Origin of the sequence: Halomonas sp. SpR8, assembly GCF_031010195.1 — a bacterium.
Lineage (GTDB): Bacteria > Pseudomonadota > Gammaproteobacteria > Pseudomonadales > Halomonadaceae > Vreelandella.
Genome location: NZ_JAUAMC010000013.1, coordinates 51313 through 66528, shown reverse-complemented (window position 1 = coordinate 66528; position 15216 = coordinate 51313). Strand labels below are relative to the sequence as shown.

The 15216-nt window shown below is 56.9% G+C and carries 13 protein-coding genes; 5 read left to right on the top strand and 8 right to left on the bottom strand.

Going from position 1 to position 15216, the window contains the following annotated elements; all coding sequences use genetic code 11:
- Positions 1 to 7 precede the first annotated feature (7 nt).
- Positions 8 to 613, bottom strand: a complete 606-nt coding sequence (locus tag QT230_RS19615; RefSeq protein WP_308323844.1) for a LysE family translocator — start codon at positions 611 to 613, stop codon at positions 8 to 10.
- 98 nt (positions 614 to 711) lie between these two features.
- Here QT230_RS19615 and QT230_RS19610 point away from each other — a divergent pair, with 98 nt between their 5' ends.
- Positions 712 to 2106, top strand: a complete 1395-nt coding sequence (locus tag QT230_RS19610) for a PLP-dependent aminotransferase family protein (protein WP_308323843.1) — start codon at positions 712 to 714, stop codon at positions 2104 to 2106.
- A 1-nt stretch (position 2107) separates the two neighbouring features.
- Here QT230_RS19610 and QT230_RS19605 read toward each other — a convergent pair whose 3' ends face one another.
- From QT230_RS19605 to QT230_RS19575, 7 genes are all read right to left on the bottom strand, one after another.
- Positions 2108 to 3112 (bottom strand): ion transporter, encoded by a 1005-nt coding sequence (locus QT230_RS19605; RefSeq protein ID WP_308323842.1) that lies wholly within the window; start codon positions 3110 to 3112, stop codon positions 2108 to 2110.
- Positions 3113 to 3152: 40 nt separating this feature from the next.
- On the bottom strand, positions 3153 to 3689 hold the full coding sequence (locus QT230_RS19600; RefSeq protein WP_308323841.1) for an acyl-CoA thioesterase: 537 nt from the start codon (positions 3687 to 3689) through the stop codon (positions 3153 to 3155).
- Positions 3690 to 3777: 88 nt separating this feature from the next.
- Positions 3778 to 5088, bottom strand: a complete 1311-nt coding sequence (locus tag QT230_RS19595; protein WP_308323840.1) for a short-chain fatty acid transporter — start codon at positions 5086 to 5088, stop codon at positions 3778 to 3780.
- A 163-nt stretch (positions 5089 to 5251) separates the two neighbouring features.
- On the bottom strand, positions 5252 to 6556 hold the full coding sequence (locus QT230_RS19590) for an MATE family efflux transporter (RefSeq protein ID WP_308323839.1): 1305 nt from the start codon (positions 6554 to 6556) through the stop codon (positions 5252 to 5254).
- A 5-nt stretch (positions 6557 to 6561) separates the two neighbouring features.
- Entirely contained in the window at positions 6562 to 6810 is a 249-nt protein-coding gene (locus tag QT230_RS19585) for a YfhL family 4Fe-4S dicluster ferredoxin (protein ID WP_035585565.1), read from the bottom strand.
- Positions 6811 to 6889: 79 nt separating this feature from the next.
- Positions 6890 to 7384: a pantetheine-phosphate adenylyltransferase gene (coaD, locus tag QT230_RS19580; RefSeq protein ID WP_308323838.1), complete on the bottom strand. Its 495-nt coding sequence runs from the start codon at positions 7382 to 7384 to the stop codon at positions 6890 to 6892.
- Positions 7381 to 9264, bottom strand: a complete 1884-nt coding sequence (locus QT230_RS19575) for a beta-ketoacyl synthase N-terminal-like domain-containing protein (protein WP_308323869.1) — start codon at positions 9262 to 9264, stop codon at positions 7381 to 7383. Before QT230_RS19575 ends, coaD begins: the two co-directional genes overlap by 4 nt.
- Positions 9265 to 9518: 254 nt before the next feature.
- Here QT230_RS19575 and QT230_RS19570 point away from each other — a divergent pair, with 254 nt between their 5' ends.
- The 4 genes from QT230_RS19570 (at position 9519) to glnE (ending at position 15189) form a co-directional block, all read left to right on the top strand.
- A complete protein-coding gene (locus QT230_RS19570; RefSeq protein WP_308323837.1) occupies positions 9519 to 10184 on the top strand; it encodes an SAM-dependent methyltransferase in 666 nt (221 codons plus the stop codon).
- Positions 10185 to 10259: 75 nt separating this feature from the next.
- Complete coding sequence (dacB, locus tag QT230_RS19565; RefSeq protein WP_308323836.1) at positions 10260 to 11756, top strand: D-alanyl-D-alanine carboxypeptidase/D-alanyl-D-alanine-endopeptidase; 1497 nt, start codon at positions 10260 to 10262, stop codon at positions 11754 to 11756.
- A 34-nt stretch (positions 11757 to 11790) separates the two neighbouring features.
- Complete coding sequence (locus QT230_RS19560; protein ID WP_308323835.1) at positions 11791 to 12162, top strand: diacylglycerol kinase; 372 nt, start codon at positions 11791 to 11793, stop codon at positions 12160 to 12162.
- Positions 12163 to 12222: 60 nt separating this feature from the next.
- Complete coding sequence (glnE, locus tag QT230_RS19555) at positions 12223 to 15189, top strand: bifunctional [glutamate--ammonia ligase]-adenylyl-L-tyrosine phosphorylase/[glutamate--ammonia-ligase] adenylyltransferase (protein WP_308323834.1); 2967 nt, start codon at positions 12223 to 12225, stop codon at positions 15187 to 15189.
- Positions 15190 to 15216: the final 27 nt, after the last annotated feature.

The following is a 15216-nucleotide window of genomic DNA, read 5'->3' as shown; positions in this document are numbered from 1 at the left end:
CGTTTTGTCATCCTAAGATCAATACGACGCAGGCGGCGGTCAATACCCCCATCGTAATATTGAACGCCCGCCATGCGCCGTCACTTTTGATCCATTGCCCAATCGCACTGCCAAAAGCGGCCCACAAAGCGATGCACGGTAGCCCTACCAACTCCGCAAAGCCTGCAAGCACCAGCGCGTTGACTATCGGTTGGCCGCTTTCGGGCAGAAAGCCCGCCATCAACGCCAGCCCCATTACCCATGCTTTAGGATTGGCGAACTGAAACGCCGCTGCCTGCCAGAACGTAAACGGTACGCTATGGGCTTGGGCGTTAAGATTGGGCGGCGGCGCGCTGGCAATTTTCCATGCCAAATAGAGCAAATAGGCGCTGCCGATCCAGCGCAACGCGGTTTGAATCGCCGGGTAGCGCTCGAACAGCACGCCCAAGCCTAGCGCTATGCCTGCAAAGAGTAAAAAGCAACCGCCTAAAATTCCCCACATATGCGGCAATGTGCGCCGAAAACCAAAGTTGGCGCCAGAGGCGGTGAGCATAACGTTATTGGGTCCAGGGGTAAGCGTCATCGACATCATATAGAGCGCGGCCGGACCGAGAATTACCCATTCGCTGTTCATTTTATTGTATCCATACAATTTTGGTTTGAGGATTGCTTTAAGGCGATTATTGTTAGCATAATGGGGATTAAATTAACGTCAAAGGTTTTATTGTCACCATGACAATTTGGGTGCCTTCGCTAGCCGAGTTTTCTGGTTCACGCTATCGCGCTATTGCCAACGCCATTGAGGCCGCAATCCAGTCAGGTGAACTACTGCCTGGGGAACGATTGCCGCCCCAGCGCCGGTTGGCAGATGCGCTAGGGGTAACCATCGGTACCGTAACCCGGGGTTACGCTGAAGCTGAACGTAATGGATGGGTGTCGGCACGGGTGGGTAGCGGCACCTACGTTAAGAGCCAAAGCCAAGACAACGCTGTTAGCCTGACGTTTCCCGCCGACGACAGCGACGGGGTCATTGATTTGAGTCTTAGCCTGCCGCCGCCTCATCCGCTGCGGCAGACGCTGTTGAGTGAAGCGCTGCTTGCCTTAAGCCAATCCGGGTCAGCCTTAGCGCGCGGAGTTACCTACCAAGAGGCCCAGGGGCGGCGTGAGCATCGTGAGGTGCTGGCGCGCTGGTTAGATAGCTTAGGCATGTCACTGATAGCCGATGAACTGTTGATTACCCAGGGTGGCCAGCACGGCATTAGCCTGGCGCTTAGCACCCTGCTGCGGCCAGGCGAGCTGCTGGCCGCCGATGCCTTAACCTATCCTGGTGCCATCAGCGCAGCGCAGCAAGGCCATCTCAAGTTGGTAGGCATTGGCCAAGACAGCGAGGGGATGCGTATGGATCTGCTTGAGGCACAGTGTGCCCGGCAGCCGCCTCGGGCTATATACCTGACCCCGGAGCAGAACAACCCTACCGGCGCATGTTTAAGCGAATCGCGGCGTGAACGGCTGGTGGCGTTGGCGAGGCGCTACGATATCTGGCTGATAGAAGACGGCGTACAATATCTGCCCGCCGAGCAGCGTGGTACGCCTCTTTATAAGCTTGCCCCGGAGCGCACACTGTTTGTGTTTAGTACCGCTAAAGTACTCGCGGGAGGGCTACGAATTGGCGTGCTGCGAGCGCCTAAAAGTTTGCACGAGCGGCTCGCGACTGGCTTGCGTGCCCAGAGCTGGATGGTGCCACCGCTAATGGTCGACGTGGTCTGCCACTGGATTAACCAGGCTGCGGCTGAAACATTACTTACCTGGCAGACCCAAGAGTTGGCGGAGCGTCAGCAGTTGGCTGCCGAATGGCTGCAAGGGTTTACCCTAAGCGGGCGTTCCCACAGTAGTAATGTGTGGCTGATGCTGCCAGAGGGGAGGCGTGCCGAAGAGCTGTGCGACCGGTTACTACAACGGGGCGTTAAGGTAAGCAGCGCGGAGCCCTTTTGTGTGGGCAGCACGCCCGCGCCCCAAGCCATTCGTCTATGTGTTGGGGCTGCGACGGATCGCAGCGAACTTATTCAGGCATTGAGTATCGTCGCCGCCTGTTTGAGCGAGCGCCCGTTAGCCCCCGCCACCTTGTGAATTATTCATAGCGGTCTTTCCAGTCCTGGTGGCGCACTTGATCTTTGAGCATTTCGAGAACGTCATACAGTACCTGGTCGGTGACCCGGTTGCTGCCTTCGTCCACCGTTAACCAGGTGTCGAAGCCGCTGTCGGCGGTGCGCTCCACCAACTGCCTAAACTCATCCGAATGAATACCTAGCAGCAGCTCATCGACCAGCCGCTGAGCAACACCGCTGAGTGATGCTTCCATCGCGCTGGTGGCCTGTTGGCCCATAGGTAGGCGGTTAAGGCGCTGAATCTCGGGGCTTTCCCGCAGTGTACGGCTAACCAAATCGCTGATCGCCGCCATAATGGACTGACGGTTGTGCTGGTACGTTTTGCCGATAGTGCTCTCTAACCGCTGGGCAATCTCATGAATCAGCTGCGACTTGCGGGGCATGATGACACGTTCAATCACGCGCTCGGTCAGCGAATCGCTGGCGTGTATCTGCTGCTGTACATTGCCCAATAGCCGCAGAGCGATACGGTCGGAAAGCTCTTCAAGCAGAATGTCGTAATACTTGGCAACAAATTGATAGATATACCAGCGGGAAACATCAATAAGGCCGAGGCGATGCAGCCGATTGATTAGCGATACCACGCGTAGAATACGCAGCAGGCGGAAGCCTGCGAGGGGAATACAGCCCAGCACGTCATACCAGTGCACGAAGGGGTAGAAAAACCAGCGGTGGTAGCGCCGCTCGGCAATGGCAATTGACCAACCTAGCAGAACATCGGCGATAAAAAAGCTGACAAATACCAGGTCGATGGTGATGAAACGGCTATGAATCACCTCATCGTAGAAGCTGTGAAGACTGGGCGCGAGGTTGGCGATACCTTGGTTAATAGGGCCGAGCAGAAACAGTGAATCAAACAACAGAAGCGCGAGGTTAATCATCACCAGTGTAAGAATGAAAAAATCCCAACCAATATGGGCGTATTCAACCGCTTTAGGTAGGTGCGGGTAGCGTTCCCTGGCGGGCATACGAACTCCTTGTCGTTGGGTGGGGGTTATGTCGAGGGCTCTATGTTGTTGACTGGGGCTTAGGCGGGTACTGGTGCTGGGTGAACAGCTCTTCTTTCTCGGCCTGTTTGCGTAGCTTCTTGCGTAAAGCCGCTTTTTCAAAGCGTAGCTGCTGTAAGGGCGTTGCCAAACTGAGTGGTGGCACGCTGGCAGGTTTGCCATCCTCATCCACCGCGACCATGGTCAGGTAACAGCTATTGGTATGACGGATCAGCTTATTGCGGATATCTTCAGCCACGACCTTAATGCCCACTTCCATTGACGAGCGGCCAACATGATTGACGCTGGCTAAAAACGTGACCAGTTCACCGACATGAATCGGCTGTTTAAACAGCACCTGATCTACCGAGAGCGTTACCACATAGTGGCCGGAATAGCGGCTAGCGCAGGCAAAAGCGACTTCATCGAGCTTTTTAAGAATCGCGCCGCCATGCACTTTGCCGCTGAAGTTCGCCATGTCGGGGGTCATCAGTACTGTCATGGAGAGTTCGTGCTGCCCAGGGAGGGCTGCGTTGGCGCTGATTTCGGCGTCTGTCATGCGGTGCTCCTGGGGTCATTTGAAAGGGCTAACGACTGCCCACCTCAAGAGGGCAGTCGTTGACTATTGCTTTAAATCCACGCTGTGATTAAAACCACAATAGGCCCACTGAGATAATAATACCGGTGATAAACAGCTGAATCAGGCAGAAGCCCATAATATCTTTGGCCTTCAGCCCGGCAATGGCGAGTACCGGTAGCGCCCAGAAGGGTTGCAGCAGGTTGGTCCAGGCATCGCCCCAGGCCACCGCCATGGCGACTCTTGGAATGTCAGCCCCCAGCGCCTCGGCGGCAGGCAGCATCACCGGTGCTTGCACGGCCCACTGGCCGCCGCCGGAGGGTACGAACAGATTGACAATCCCGGCGCTTATAAACGACCAGAACGGCAGCGTAGTAGTGGTAGCAAAGGAGACCAGCCACTCGGACATGCTTTCTGCCAGCCCAGACTGCACCATAATGGCCATAATGCCCGCATAAAAGGGGAATTGGATGACAATCCCCGCACCGCCTTTAATCGCTTCGTTCAAGCTATTGAGCAGGTTGCGCGGCGTGCGGTGCAGCACAATGGCCAGGAACAGAAACAGGAAGTTGACCACGTTAAGGTTTAAACCGCCACCGCGTAGCAAAAAGTGATCAAGCAGGAACAGTAGCCCCGGCACGCCGACCAGCAGGGCGAGTGTCACGCTGTTTTCCAGGCGTTCCGCCGGGCGGGTAAGACGGCCAACGAGTTCCGGCTCATCATTCAGCACGCTGGGGTCGACGTAGACGCTATCCTTCTCATCCGGCAGCATCATGCGGTTTACCAGGGGGATGACGATAAATAGGCAGGCTACGATAGCCAGGTTAAAGAAGGCGAAAATCGTTGAACCGGTGCCAATCACGCCAATCTGGTCGACGGAAAAATGCCCTTCGGTGGCTATGGTCAGCGGTATCGAGCCGGCCAAACCGCCGTGCCACACCACAAAACCGGAGTAGGCGCTGGCGACGAGTAGCCGGTAGTCAACGCGGATCAGTCGGGCCAGCTCTTTGGCAAATAGCGCGCCCACCACAAGGCCAAAGCCCCAGTTAATCCAACTGGCCGCCAAAGAGACCAGCGTGACCAGAATGATTGCGCCGCCAGGCGTTTTAGCTCTGCCAGCGATTTTTTGCAGAATGCGTTTTACCGGCGGCGAGCTAGCCAGCATAAAGCCGGTGACCAGCACTAGCAGCATCTGCATTGAGAAAGTAAGCAGGCCCCAAAAGCCATCGCCCCAAAAACGCAGCACCGCCAGCGGTGATTGGCGCTCAATGGCGATCGCAGCAACCGTAGCGATTAACGTTAGCAGTAGCACGAAAATATACGGATCGGGTAGATAGCGCTCCACCAGCTTGACCGCTGGTTTAGATATCATTTTAAGCATGGGGTGCTCTCTTTATTCATTATTAGAAAGTGCCGAAGCAACTGCCTTGGAGGGCAAATGCTTGTGAAGTGCATGGCTAATATACGGGGGAGCACGGATATTTTCACGTTGAAGCTGCCCGCTTAATCTCACGTTAGCTCAGTTACCGCTAATTGCGCCTATTTTAGCGCCAGCGGGCTAGCCGATAACGGCGATGGTAGTGAAAATAATAGTAATGAATCAAGACGACCGAGCGAACCAGCGTAAACAGCATAAACGAAAGCCACAGCCCATGATTGCCCAGCCCTTGGGTGAGCCACCAAATGGGTAAATAGGCCGCTAGGCCAATAAAGATACTGTTGCGCATTTCACGCACGGCAGTGGTGCCAATAAATACGCCGTCCAGTAGGTAGCTCCAGACCGCAATCAGCGGCATGACGACCATCCAGGGCAAATACTGCGCCGCGGTCGCACGCACTTCTTCAAGGCCGGTGAGCAGCGCGATCAGCGCATTGCCGCCCAGCGCAAACAGCAGAGCGGCAAGACCCGCTGTCCAGAATGAAAAATTCGCGGCGGCGCGCACGGTGGTCGCAAACTCACGCCAATCCTTGCGCCCATAGGCGCGCCCTATCAGCGATTCGGCCGCATGGGCAAAGCCATCCAGCGCGTAACTGGTGAGCATAATAAATTGCAGCAGGACAGCGTTGGCAGCGAGCACTGTATCGCCCTGACGGGCGCCTTGGGCGGTAAAGAACGCCACGGCAAACAGCAGACCGAGGGTGCGCACAAACAGGTTGGCGTTGACATTAAACAGCGCTGTGTAGGCCGCCAGTGCCAGCAGACGCTCGCGCAAAAAATGGCCATCCAATCTGCTTAGCTGACGCAGCACTAAGTAGCTCCCGAAGGCCAAGGCACTGTAGTCAGCGATTACGCTGGCCCAAGCCACGCCGTTGCTGGTCATGCCTAGTCCGACCACAAACCATAAATCCAGCACGATATTCACGCTGTTGGTAAGCAGCAGAATCATCAGTGTGACGCGGGAGTTCTGTTGGCCCAAAAACCAGCCCAGAATGGCGTAGTTGGCAAGCACCGCTGGCGCAGACCAGAGACGAATATGAGCGTACTCTCGCGCTAAGTGGGTGGCCACCTCGCTACCATCTAACAGCCACAACCCCAGCGTAATCAGCGGCGAGGCAAACACAATCAACAGGCTGCCGATCACCAGCGCGATGATCAGTGACTGCCCCAGTAGGTTGCGCACATCGTTGCTGCTCTCGCGCCCCATGGCTTGGGCGACCAGCCCCGTGGTGCCCATGCGCAAGAAGCCAAAGCCCCAGTAGAGAAAGCTAAATAGCGTGGCGCCTAGCGTCACGCCAGCCAAATAGCGGGCGTCAGGCAGGTGTCCGACCACCGCGGTATCGACCAGTCCGAGTAGCGGAACGGTGATGTTGGATAAAATGATTGGCCAGGCGAGGGCCCAAATTCGCATTAGGCTTAGGCGGCAGTGATGATGCGGTACTTCTTCATCAACTGTTCTTGGGTCTCGTGGCGTTCCGGATCAAGCGGGATGCAATCTACCGGGCAGACCTGCTGGCACTGGGGTTCGTCATAGTGACCGACACACTCGGTGCATAGATTAGGGTCAATGACGTAGATCTCCTCACCGGGGGAGATAGCATCGTTGGGGCATTCCGGTTCGCAGACGTCGCAGTTAATGCACTCGTCGGTAATCATCAGGGCCATGGGCGTACCTCGCAGATGGCGTACAAACCCTAGGGCATCGGTGTCGATAACCTAGTGTTTTACTCAACAATAGCGTTGGCTAGTTAGTGTAGTGGTTACGCAGCGCTTCGGCGACCTGTGGATGCACTAGCCGGGAAATATCGCCTCCCAGCTTGGCAATCTCACGCACGATGGTTGAAGAGATGTACGAGTTTTCCACTGCCGGAGTTAAAAACACGCTCTCCAGCTCTGGATTCTGCGCCCGGTTCATATTGGCCAGCTGCAGCTCGTACTCAAAGTCGGATACTGCACGCAGGCCGCGCAGAATAATGGTCGCCCCCTGCTCGTGCATCATCGTGGTGAGCAGGGTAGAGAAGCCGATCACCTCAACGTTGGGCAGTGACGCACAGACCGTTTTCGCCAGCGTCATGCGTGTTTTCAGGTCGAGGTGGGGGCTTTTGCCGGGGCTTGCCGCTACCGCGATAACCACTTTGTCGAACATCCGCGCACCGCGCTCGATCAGATCAAAGTGGCCATAAGTGATGGGATCGAAAGTGCCAGGATAGACGGCGATATTCACTTTGCCACTGCTCATGGCGATGACTCCTCGTCCAGGCAGCCAAACGGATTATCGCTGGCTAACGAGACGGCATGATCGTAACCGGGAATATGAATCCGGTCGGCATGAATATCCAGCTCAGGGCCTTCGAGTACCGCTTCGCCAAATTGATAGCGTGGGGCGTAGTGGCCGAGATCTGCTTCGGCGAGATAGGCCGCTGCCGCTGCGCGGGTGATTTCGCGGCGCTGTTTCCAGGCACTCACTGCTGCCGCACCGTGGCGTTGGAGCAGCAGGCGCTCGGTCACTGCAGGTGAAAGCACCACACCGGTGGCGTTATTGCCGCCAAAGCCTTTGGCGTTAATAAAAGCGGCGTCAGCACGGAAAGGCTGCGCCGTTTGTGAGAAGCGCAGGCGATCACCATAAACGTCGTCGGCGACCGCATCCAGCGTCGGAATGCCCGGCAGCAGGTCGTGAGCAAAGCTACCCAGGGCACTCGCCAATTGATCACCCGCGGCAGAGCCTTGGGAGTGGCCGATAAAGGCTTTGATCGCGACGATAGGCCAGTCATTGATGCCGTTGGCGCGGGCGATCTCATCGAATACATGGGATTCGGTAATGCGGTTTTTGGGGGTGCTGGTGCCGTGCGCATGCAAAAAACTGCGCTCTTTCAGGGCTCTTTCACCCAGCATATCGCGCACAAACGCAGCTGCTTTACCCAGGGTGATGTAATTACCAATGCCCGGCGCCGAAATTGAGCGCTTGTAGCCATCGGCATTGACAAATACCTCTGGTACGGCGCCGAGAATATCCGCGCCCACTTCCAGTGCCAGGGCGTCATCCATCAGCAGCACAAACTGGCTGGCTTCTGCCATGGTAAAACCGCAGTTGCGCGCAAACGGACGACAGGCGCGCTGGTAGTCGCTATCGGTGAGCAGTTCCAGCGCATCCAACGCCTTTAAACCAGCGTCGTCAGCCAGCGCGCCCATGGCCCGAAAGCCTTCAATAATTTCCGGGGTGATCGGTGCGTCAGCGGTACCAACCATCACTACGCGGCGACGGCCAGCGCGAATATCGTCAATGCCCAGACGCAGGTTGTAAAGAAAACTGGCGCAGGCACCCAAAGCCGCGCCGGTACCGCCGACGCTGCCGAGTACATAGGCGTTTAAAAAGTCGGCGGGCATCTGGCCATAGCCCAGCGGCATCTGTTTCGAAGTAGCGCGCTGACCGCTCACCAAACTTTTCAGCAAGCCGCCCCAGCCCTGGTCATCGAGCTGGCCAATGGAGTTTCCGGCGTACACGGCGATATGATCCGGATTCAACTGCTGGCGCAGCGTCTCCCAGGAGAGCCCGCTGGCGCCCAGGCAGTCGCTGGCGCCAAATACCGCCAGGGAGAGACCGCGGGGATGGTGCACGCTGCGATACAGGTTGGCGGGGTCAAAGCCGCTGGGTAGCTGAGCTGCTGCGCGTACTTTGGGTACCTGTGCGTCGGGTAGCAGGACGTTTAACACGCCAGCCGGCACGACCACTTCTACCTCGCGGGTATCAATGTCGCGCACCTGCCAATCGGTTGGCAGGTTGTCGGGCAGTTGGCGGCGGCGCAGGGTAAAGCGCATCGGCTCGGCGAGCTGCATGCTGGCCTGGCGGTTAGACGGCATGCCGGGGGCTAGAAAGCGCGGGTCTTCGTTGCGGCGGATCAGGGTGTGGTTAAGCACCTGCTCACGCAGAGACTCAGCCGGGGCATCTACAGGCTGGCCTGCACGGTCTAGCCACCCCTTTTCGGAGTGCTCAACAAGGCGCATAAGCGCCGCCAAGCCTTCCAGAGTCTGGCGTTGCTGGTCAGCAGGGAGGGCATCAAGCACGGTTCGGCGGAAGGCCTGATGGCCAGAGGTTCTGCCAGCGGGATTGATGCCGCCCATGCCGACAATCACCGGTAAGTGTGACAAGCCGGGTTCCTCGTGGTGCGGTGGTGGTAATAATGGTTATTGGCAAGGGGTTAAGCCCATTGTGCTAAACCCGCTGCGCTTAATTAGTACCTGTTAAGTTAGTACCTGAGGGAATAAATGCCCAAGGTAATAAGTACGTAAGTGTGATCATAGCACCGGCCATGCAACGACGTCATGCCGCAAGCGCTCGAGACTGATAGAATCACGCTTTTAAGCCGAGAGATGGCATGCAGCATAATTCTCGATCAGTGGTTTCTAATCAGCCGGGCCCACATCAAGACTTGGCCCGCCGGGTAGGTCGTGCACTAGCGCATCCGCTGCGTAAACCCATCGCCGAGCATACTCAGCGTAACTTTGCCCACGCGGCCGAGTGGTTTGCCCGCCGCCAAGCGCCGCTAGTGCTTGATTCCGGCTGTGGCGTTGGGGTATCGACACGTCAACTGGCACTGCAGTTCCCCTCCCATGCCGTTATTGGTGTGGATCGTAGTGAAGATCGCCTGGGGCGTGACCACGGAGAACTGCCGGCCAATGCGCTGCTGGTAAGGGCGGATCTGGTCGACTTCTGGCGGTTGGCCTATCAGGCCGGTTGGGCGCCCGAGTATCACTATCTGCTTTATCCAAACCCTTACCCTAAAGCGGGTCATTTGAAAATGCGCTGGCATGGGCATGCTGTTTTACCCACACTGTTGGCCCTTGGAGGGCGTCTTGAATTGCGCTCAAACTGGTCGATTTACGTTGAGGAGTTTGCCTTGGCAGTGGCTCAAGTAACCGGCAAGCAGGCAACCACTACGGCGCTTGCACCTAAAGGTGACTATTTGACCCCGTTTGAAGCTAAGTATGCTCAAAGTGGCCAAGCTTTGTGGCGTTTAAGCGTTGATTTGCCGCGAACATAACGAACATGGTGATGTAGCAACTATTTGCAAGAAGACGGTTTCTAAAATGAATATGCAGTGAGGTAGCTTAGCGTAATGGATGTTTCTCAGATTCCTTTTTTCGGGCGTGTTGTTACTGGGCGTATTCGGCGCTGGTCGCTGGTCGCCGGGGTTGCCACGCTGGCGCTGAGCGCCAGTTCCAGTCTATGGGCCGATTTCACGCGGTTGGGACAGCTGCAGGATAAAGGCTTTTCGATTAGCGCCGAAGCGCGTTTGCTGGGTGCTGATACGGGCAGCAGTGCGCTGTTAGGCAGTATCAATCCAGATCGTCAGCTTTCCCCCGCCTCAGTGACCAAAGCTTACTTATCTGCAGCGGCACTGAATCGTTTTGGCCCCCAGCACCGCTTTACCAGTCAATTAGTCAGCGCGGGTAGGGTGGAGAGCGGTGTTCTGCATGGCGATTTGGTGTTTGAAGGCGGCGGCGACCCCGGCTTGACCACTGAAAACCTGTGGCGCTTGGTGCAGCGTTTGCACTTGGCGGGGGTGCGCGAGGTTGACGGCGCGTTAGTGGTCAGCCAGTGGCGTTTTGGCCCAGTGGAGTGCATTACCACTGACCGCTGTGATGCCCGCACACGAGTAGCTAATGCCTACAGTGCACCGCTCTCCTCGGCGGGCGTTAACTTCGGCAGTTGGTGCGTTAATGTGTCACCGGCGGCTACGGCTGGCGCGCCAGCCAACGTCGGCCTTTGCGATAGCCAAACGTCACTGATCACCATTGATAACCAGGTGATTACCCGCCCGGCCAATAGTGGCACGGAGATCGGCGCTGAGCGTATCACCGACGAACGTGGCGACATGATGCGCCTAACCGGGCAAATTTCAACTAACGCCATCCCCCGGGATATCTACCGGGGCGCGGGGGATGCGGCCGAGAAAACCGCCCAAGTATTAATGGGGATGCTCAATCAGGCGGGCATCCAGGTGCGCGAGCCGTGGCGGGTCAGCTCGACCCAGCCGCCCAGTTCCGCTCAGCGCCTGGCGGCGGTCGACAGCCAACCGCTGCAAGAGCTTCTGCTGCGTATCATGAACTACTCCAATAACTATATGGCCGATGTGCTGGCGCTGGATCTGGTGGAGACGCCCCAGGCGCAGCTGCGCCAAGCAGGCCAAGCGATTGAAACCTACGTCCAAAGCCTACCAGGGCATGGGCCATTAACGCTGTATAGTGGCAGCGGGCTGACCACTGAGAACCGAACGTCGGCGCAGGGCATTAATGTGATGCTGGAGGATATGTTTCGACAGAGCGCGCTGTTTCCAAGCTTCATCGCGGCCTTCCAATCGCCGGCCAATGGGGTCATGCGCTTTATTCGACGCGGTTCATCCACCTTCCAAAACAATGTCATGATCAAAACTGGCACGCTGAACCAGCCGTTTGCCGTTAGGGCGGCGGCAGGCTACTTCCGCACGGCGCAAGGGCGCTGGGGGGTGTTTAGTGTCATGGTGAATGGCAATGGCAGCACGCCATACTTAAGCTGGTCTGAAGTTTTAGATCCATTGTCACTGGATCTCGATGCAATGATTTTAGCGAACTGATTAAACTCCACGCTCACACGGTGAGGCGATCTGCATGAAACCTGGGCATACCGGCTTAACACATTTGGTTCACTCCACGCGCTATTCATGGAAAGGCCTAAAAGCGGCATTTAGAAATGAGTCGGCCTTCCGCCAGGAAGTCGGTATCACGGCGGTCATGCTGCCGTTTGCCTGGTGGATCGGAGAAGGCCCCGTTAGCTGGCTGCTACTGGTCAGTAGCCTGTTTTTTGTGCTGATTGTAGAGCTACTAAACAGCGCCATCGAAAACGTTGTTGACCGGATTGGTACCGAGCATCATGAGCTTTCTGGGCGAGCCAAGGATATTGGCTCAGCTGCGGTTATGCTGTCGTTGATAATGGCCGGGCTCACCTGGGGATTATTGGGCTGGGAAAAATTCGTTAGCTAGGTCGTTTGCTGACGGGGCAAACGTCTATCATCTTTTTACGCGCTGGGCAGTGAGGTGGTTATGCAAGTGAACGACGATTTTTTACCGTTGTCGACGCTGCCTGCGTCGTTACACAAAGAGTCCCAGGCTGCTTGGCAGCGCTTGAGTGAGTCGCTTAAACAAGCTGACAACATTGCCGAGATGTCCAACCAGGAACTGCCTTCAAGCAGTTGGCAGGGGCTTTCTGAGCCTCGCCGCGAGGCCTTAGCCAGAGTGCTGGCCATTTCGACTTTTGCGTTGGATACGCTGGCCCGCTTCCCGCATTGGCTGGTTGAACTGGATATTGCGGGCGAGCTGGATGCCGACCCAGGGCGAGACGAGCTGATGAGCTGGCTTAATGAGTCGCTGGAACAAACCGATAGCGAAGAAGCCATGCAGCGGGTGATTCGCCGTTTTCGCCGTAAGCGCATGCTGGCGATTATTTGGCGCGATCTTAACCGTACACCCAGTCATACCATGTGGGACACCGCCAAGGCGGTGTCTGAGCTGGCTGAGATATGTCTGGAAGCCGCATTAACCTGGCTTGAGCAGTTTTATGCGCCGCGTTGGGGCTTGCCAGCGCCGCGCGCAGATGGCTCGCCCCAACGTCTTGTGATATTGGGAATGGGCAAGCTGGGGGCAGGGGAGTTGAACCTCTCTTCTGATATTGATCTGATCTTTGCCTTCCCCGAAAAAGGCGGCACCCAGGGCGGACGTAAGCCGCTGGAGCACCAGGAGTATTTTACCAAGCTAGGCCAAAAGCTGATCGCCGCCCTGGATGCGATGACCGCCGATGGTTTCGCCTTCCGCGTCGATATGCGCCTGCGGCCCTTGGGCGACGGTGGTCCGCTGGTGGGCTGTTTTGCCATGCTCTCCAGCTACTATCAGGACCAAGGCCGCGAGTGGGAGCGCTACGCGATGCTGAAAGCGCGCCCGGTGGCCGGTGATGTAGACGCCGGTGATGAGTTGCTGGCCGGGCTACGGCCCTTTGTGTATCGCAAATATCTCGACTTTGGGGCGATTGAGTCGCTGCGCGAACTGAAAGCGATGATCAACCGCGAAGTGAAGCGTAAGGGCATGCAGAGCAATATTAAGCTCGGCCCTGGCGGCATTCGTGAAGTCGAGTTCGTCGTCCAGGCATTTCAGTTGATTCGCGGCGGGCGCGATACTGAGTTGCAGGTCACGTCGCTGAAAACCGCACTTAATTGTTTGCCCGAACTAGGCCTACTGCCGCAAGGCGTGGTCGATGAGCTACTGCCTGATTACGCCTTTTTGCGCGATGTGGAGCATGCGCTGCAAGCGCTGGAAGACCGTCAAACCCAAACCCTGCCCAGCGATGATAGCGACCGTGAGCGGGTGGCCTTTGCCATGGGCCATGAAGACTGGCTGGGGTTTATCGCCCAGCTTGACGAAGTACGAGAGCGGATACGCCAGCACTTTGACGCAGTGATCGCCGACCCCGAAGAGGATGTCGAGGAGGCCAGCGATGATAATCAGCTTGGTTTAGCCCAGTGGCGACTCATTTGGCGCGGTGAGTTAGACGCACAGGATGCCACCGCGCATCTCGCCGAGGCAGGCTTTAACGAGCCGGAAAAAGCCTTGAAGCGGCTGCAAAGCCTTTACCACTCGCGTCAAGTGCAAAGCATGCAGCGGATTGGTTTTGAACGCCTGGACGCATTAATGCCGATGCTGCTGGATGCCGTAGCCGATAACGACGTACCGGATACCGCGCTGGCGCGGGTGCAGCCACTCATTGAAGCCGTGCTGCGGCGTACGGCTTACCTGGCCCTGCTACGCGAGAATCCCCAGGCGCTTGAGCACTTGATGCGCCTGTGCGCCGCTAGCCCGTGGATAGCAGAGCAGTTGGCGCGCTACCCTATTCTTCTCGATGAGCTGCTGACTCCGGAAACACTCTACACCCCCGCCGATAAATCCCGCTTGGCCGACGAGCTACGCCAATCGCTTAACCGTTTACCTGAGGACGATGAGGAAGCGCAGCTAGAGGCGTTACGCGTTTTCAAGCATGCCCAAACGCTGCATGTGGCGGCATCGGATATTGTCGGTACCCGGCACTTGATGAAAGTAAGCGATTACTTAACTTTTATTGCCGAAGTGATTTTAGATGCGGTGTTAGCCATGGCTTGGAAACATATTACTCGCAAACATGGCGTACCTGAGGGGCTCAACGCCCGCGAGGCGGCATTTCTGATCATTGGCTACGGCAAGCTAGGCGGCATTGAACTGGGCTACAGCTCAGATTTAGATCTGGTCTTCCTGCATGATAGCGACGGTACCGGCACGACTGATGGCCCGCGCCCCATTGATGCACCGGTATTTTTCACCCGCCTGGGCCAGCGTATTATTCACCTGCTGACCGCGGTCACTCCGGCAGGCAGTCTCTACGAAGTCGACATGCGGCTGCGGCCGTCGGGCAACTCAGGGCTGCTGGTGACATCGTTGACGGCCTTTGCCGACTATCAGCGTCAAAATGCCTGGACCTGGGAGCACCAGGCGCTTGTCCGAGCTCGGGTGGTCGCGGGTAGCGATGCGCTGGCGGAGAAGTTTAGCCAACTGCGAGGGGATATTTTAAGCGCTGAACGCGATAACGCCGTGCTGCGAGAAGAAGTGGTCAAGATGCGCCAGAAAATGCGCGACCACCTTGGCAGTAAAACGACGAGCGATACGTTTAACATCAAGCAGGATGCGGGCGGCATGGTGGATATCGAGTTTCTGTGCCAATACGCGGTATTAGCGCTCGCTCACCAAACCCCTGAGCTGCTGACCTACAGCGATAATATCCGCATTTTAGAGCGGCTAACCGAGAGTGGGTACTTACCCGCCGAAGAAGCAGAGCGCCTGCGTGAAGCCTATCTGGAGTACCGTAGCGCGACCCATCGGGCGGCGCTTACCGGTGAAAAAGCACTCAGCGATGGGGAGGAATTCCGCGCCCACCGTGAGATTGTGACGGCGCTCTGGCAGCGCTTTCTTGAGCCACCAGTAGCACAATAAACACTAGGAAGCAGTAATGATTTCAAG

Coding starts and splice junctions, on each gene's coding strand:
- QT230_RS19610 (WP_308323843.1), top strand. CDS start 712: ATGACAATTTGGGTGCCTTCGCTAGCCGAGTTTTCTGGTTCACGCTAT.
- QT230_RS19615 (WP_308323844.1), bottom strand. CDS start 613: ATGAACAGCGAATGGGTAATTCTCGGTCCGGCCGCGCTCTATATGATG.
- QT230_RS19570 (WP_308323837.1), top strand. CDS start 9,519: ATGCAGCATAATTCTCGATCAGTGGTTTCTAATCAGCCGGGCCCACAT.
- QT230_RS19590 (WP_308323839.1), bottom strand. CDS start 6,556: ATGCGAATTTGGGCCCTCGCCTGGCCAATCATTTTATCCAACATCACC.
- QT230_RS19575 (WP_308323869.1), bottom strand. CDS start 9,264: ATGGGCGGCATCAATCCCGCTGGCAGAACCTCTGGCCATCAGGCCTTC.
- glnE (WP_308323834.1), top strand. CDS start 12,223: ATGCAAGTGAACGACGATTTTTTACCGTTGTCGACGCTGCCTGCGTCG.
- QT230_RS19605 (WP_308323842.1), bottom strand. CDS start 3,112: ATGCCCGCCAGGGAACGCTACCCGCACCTACCTAAAGCGGTTGAATAC.
- QT230_RS19560 (WP_308323835.1), top strand. CDS start 11,791: ATGAAACCTGGGCATACCGGCTTAACACATTTGGTTCACTCCACGCGC.
- QT230_RS19595 (WP_308323840.1), bottom strand. CDS start 5,088: ATGCTTAAAATGATATCTAAACCAGCGGTCAAGCTGGTGGAGCGCTAT.
- QT230_RS19585 (WP_035585565.1), bottom strand. CDS start 6,810: ATGGCCCTGATGATTACCGACGAGTGCATTAACTGCGACGTCTGCGAA.
- dacB (WP_308323836.1), top strand. CDS start 10,260: ATGGATGTTTCTCAGATTCCTTTTTTCGGGCGTGTTGTTACTGGGCGT.
- QT230_RS19600 (WP_308323841.1), bottom strand. CDS start 3,689: ATGACAGACGCCGAAATCAGCGCCAACGCAGCCCTCCCTGGGCAGCAC.
- coaD (WP_308323838.1), bottom strand. CDS start 7,384: ATGAGCAGTGGCAAAGTGAATATCGCCGTCTATCCTGGCACTTTCGAT.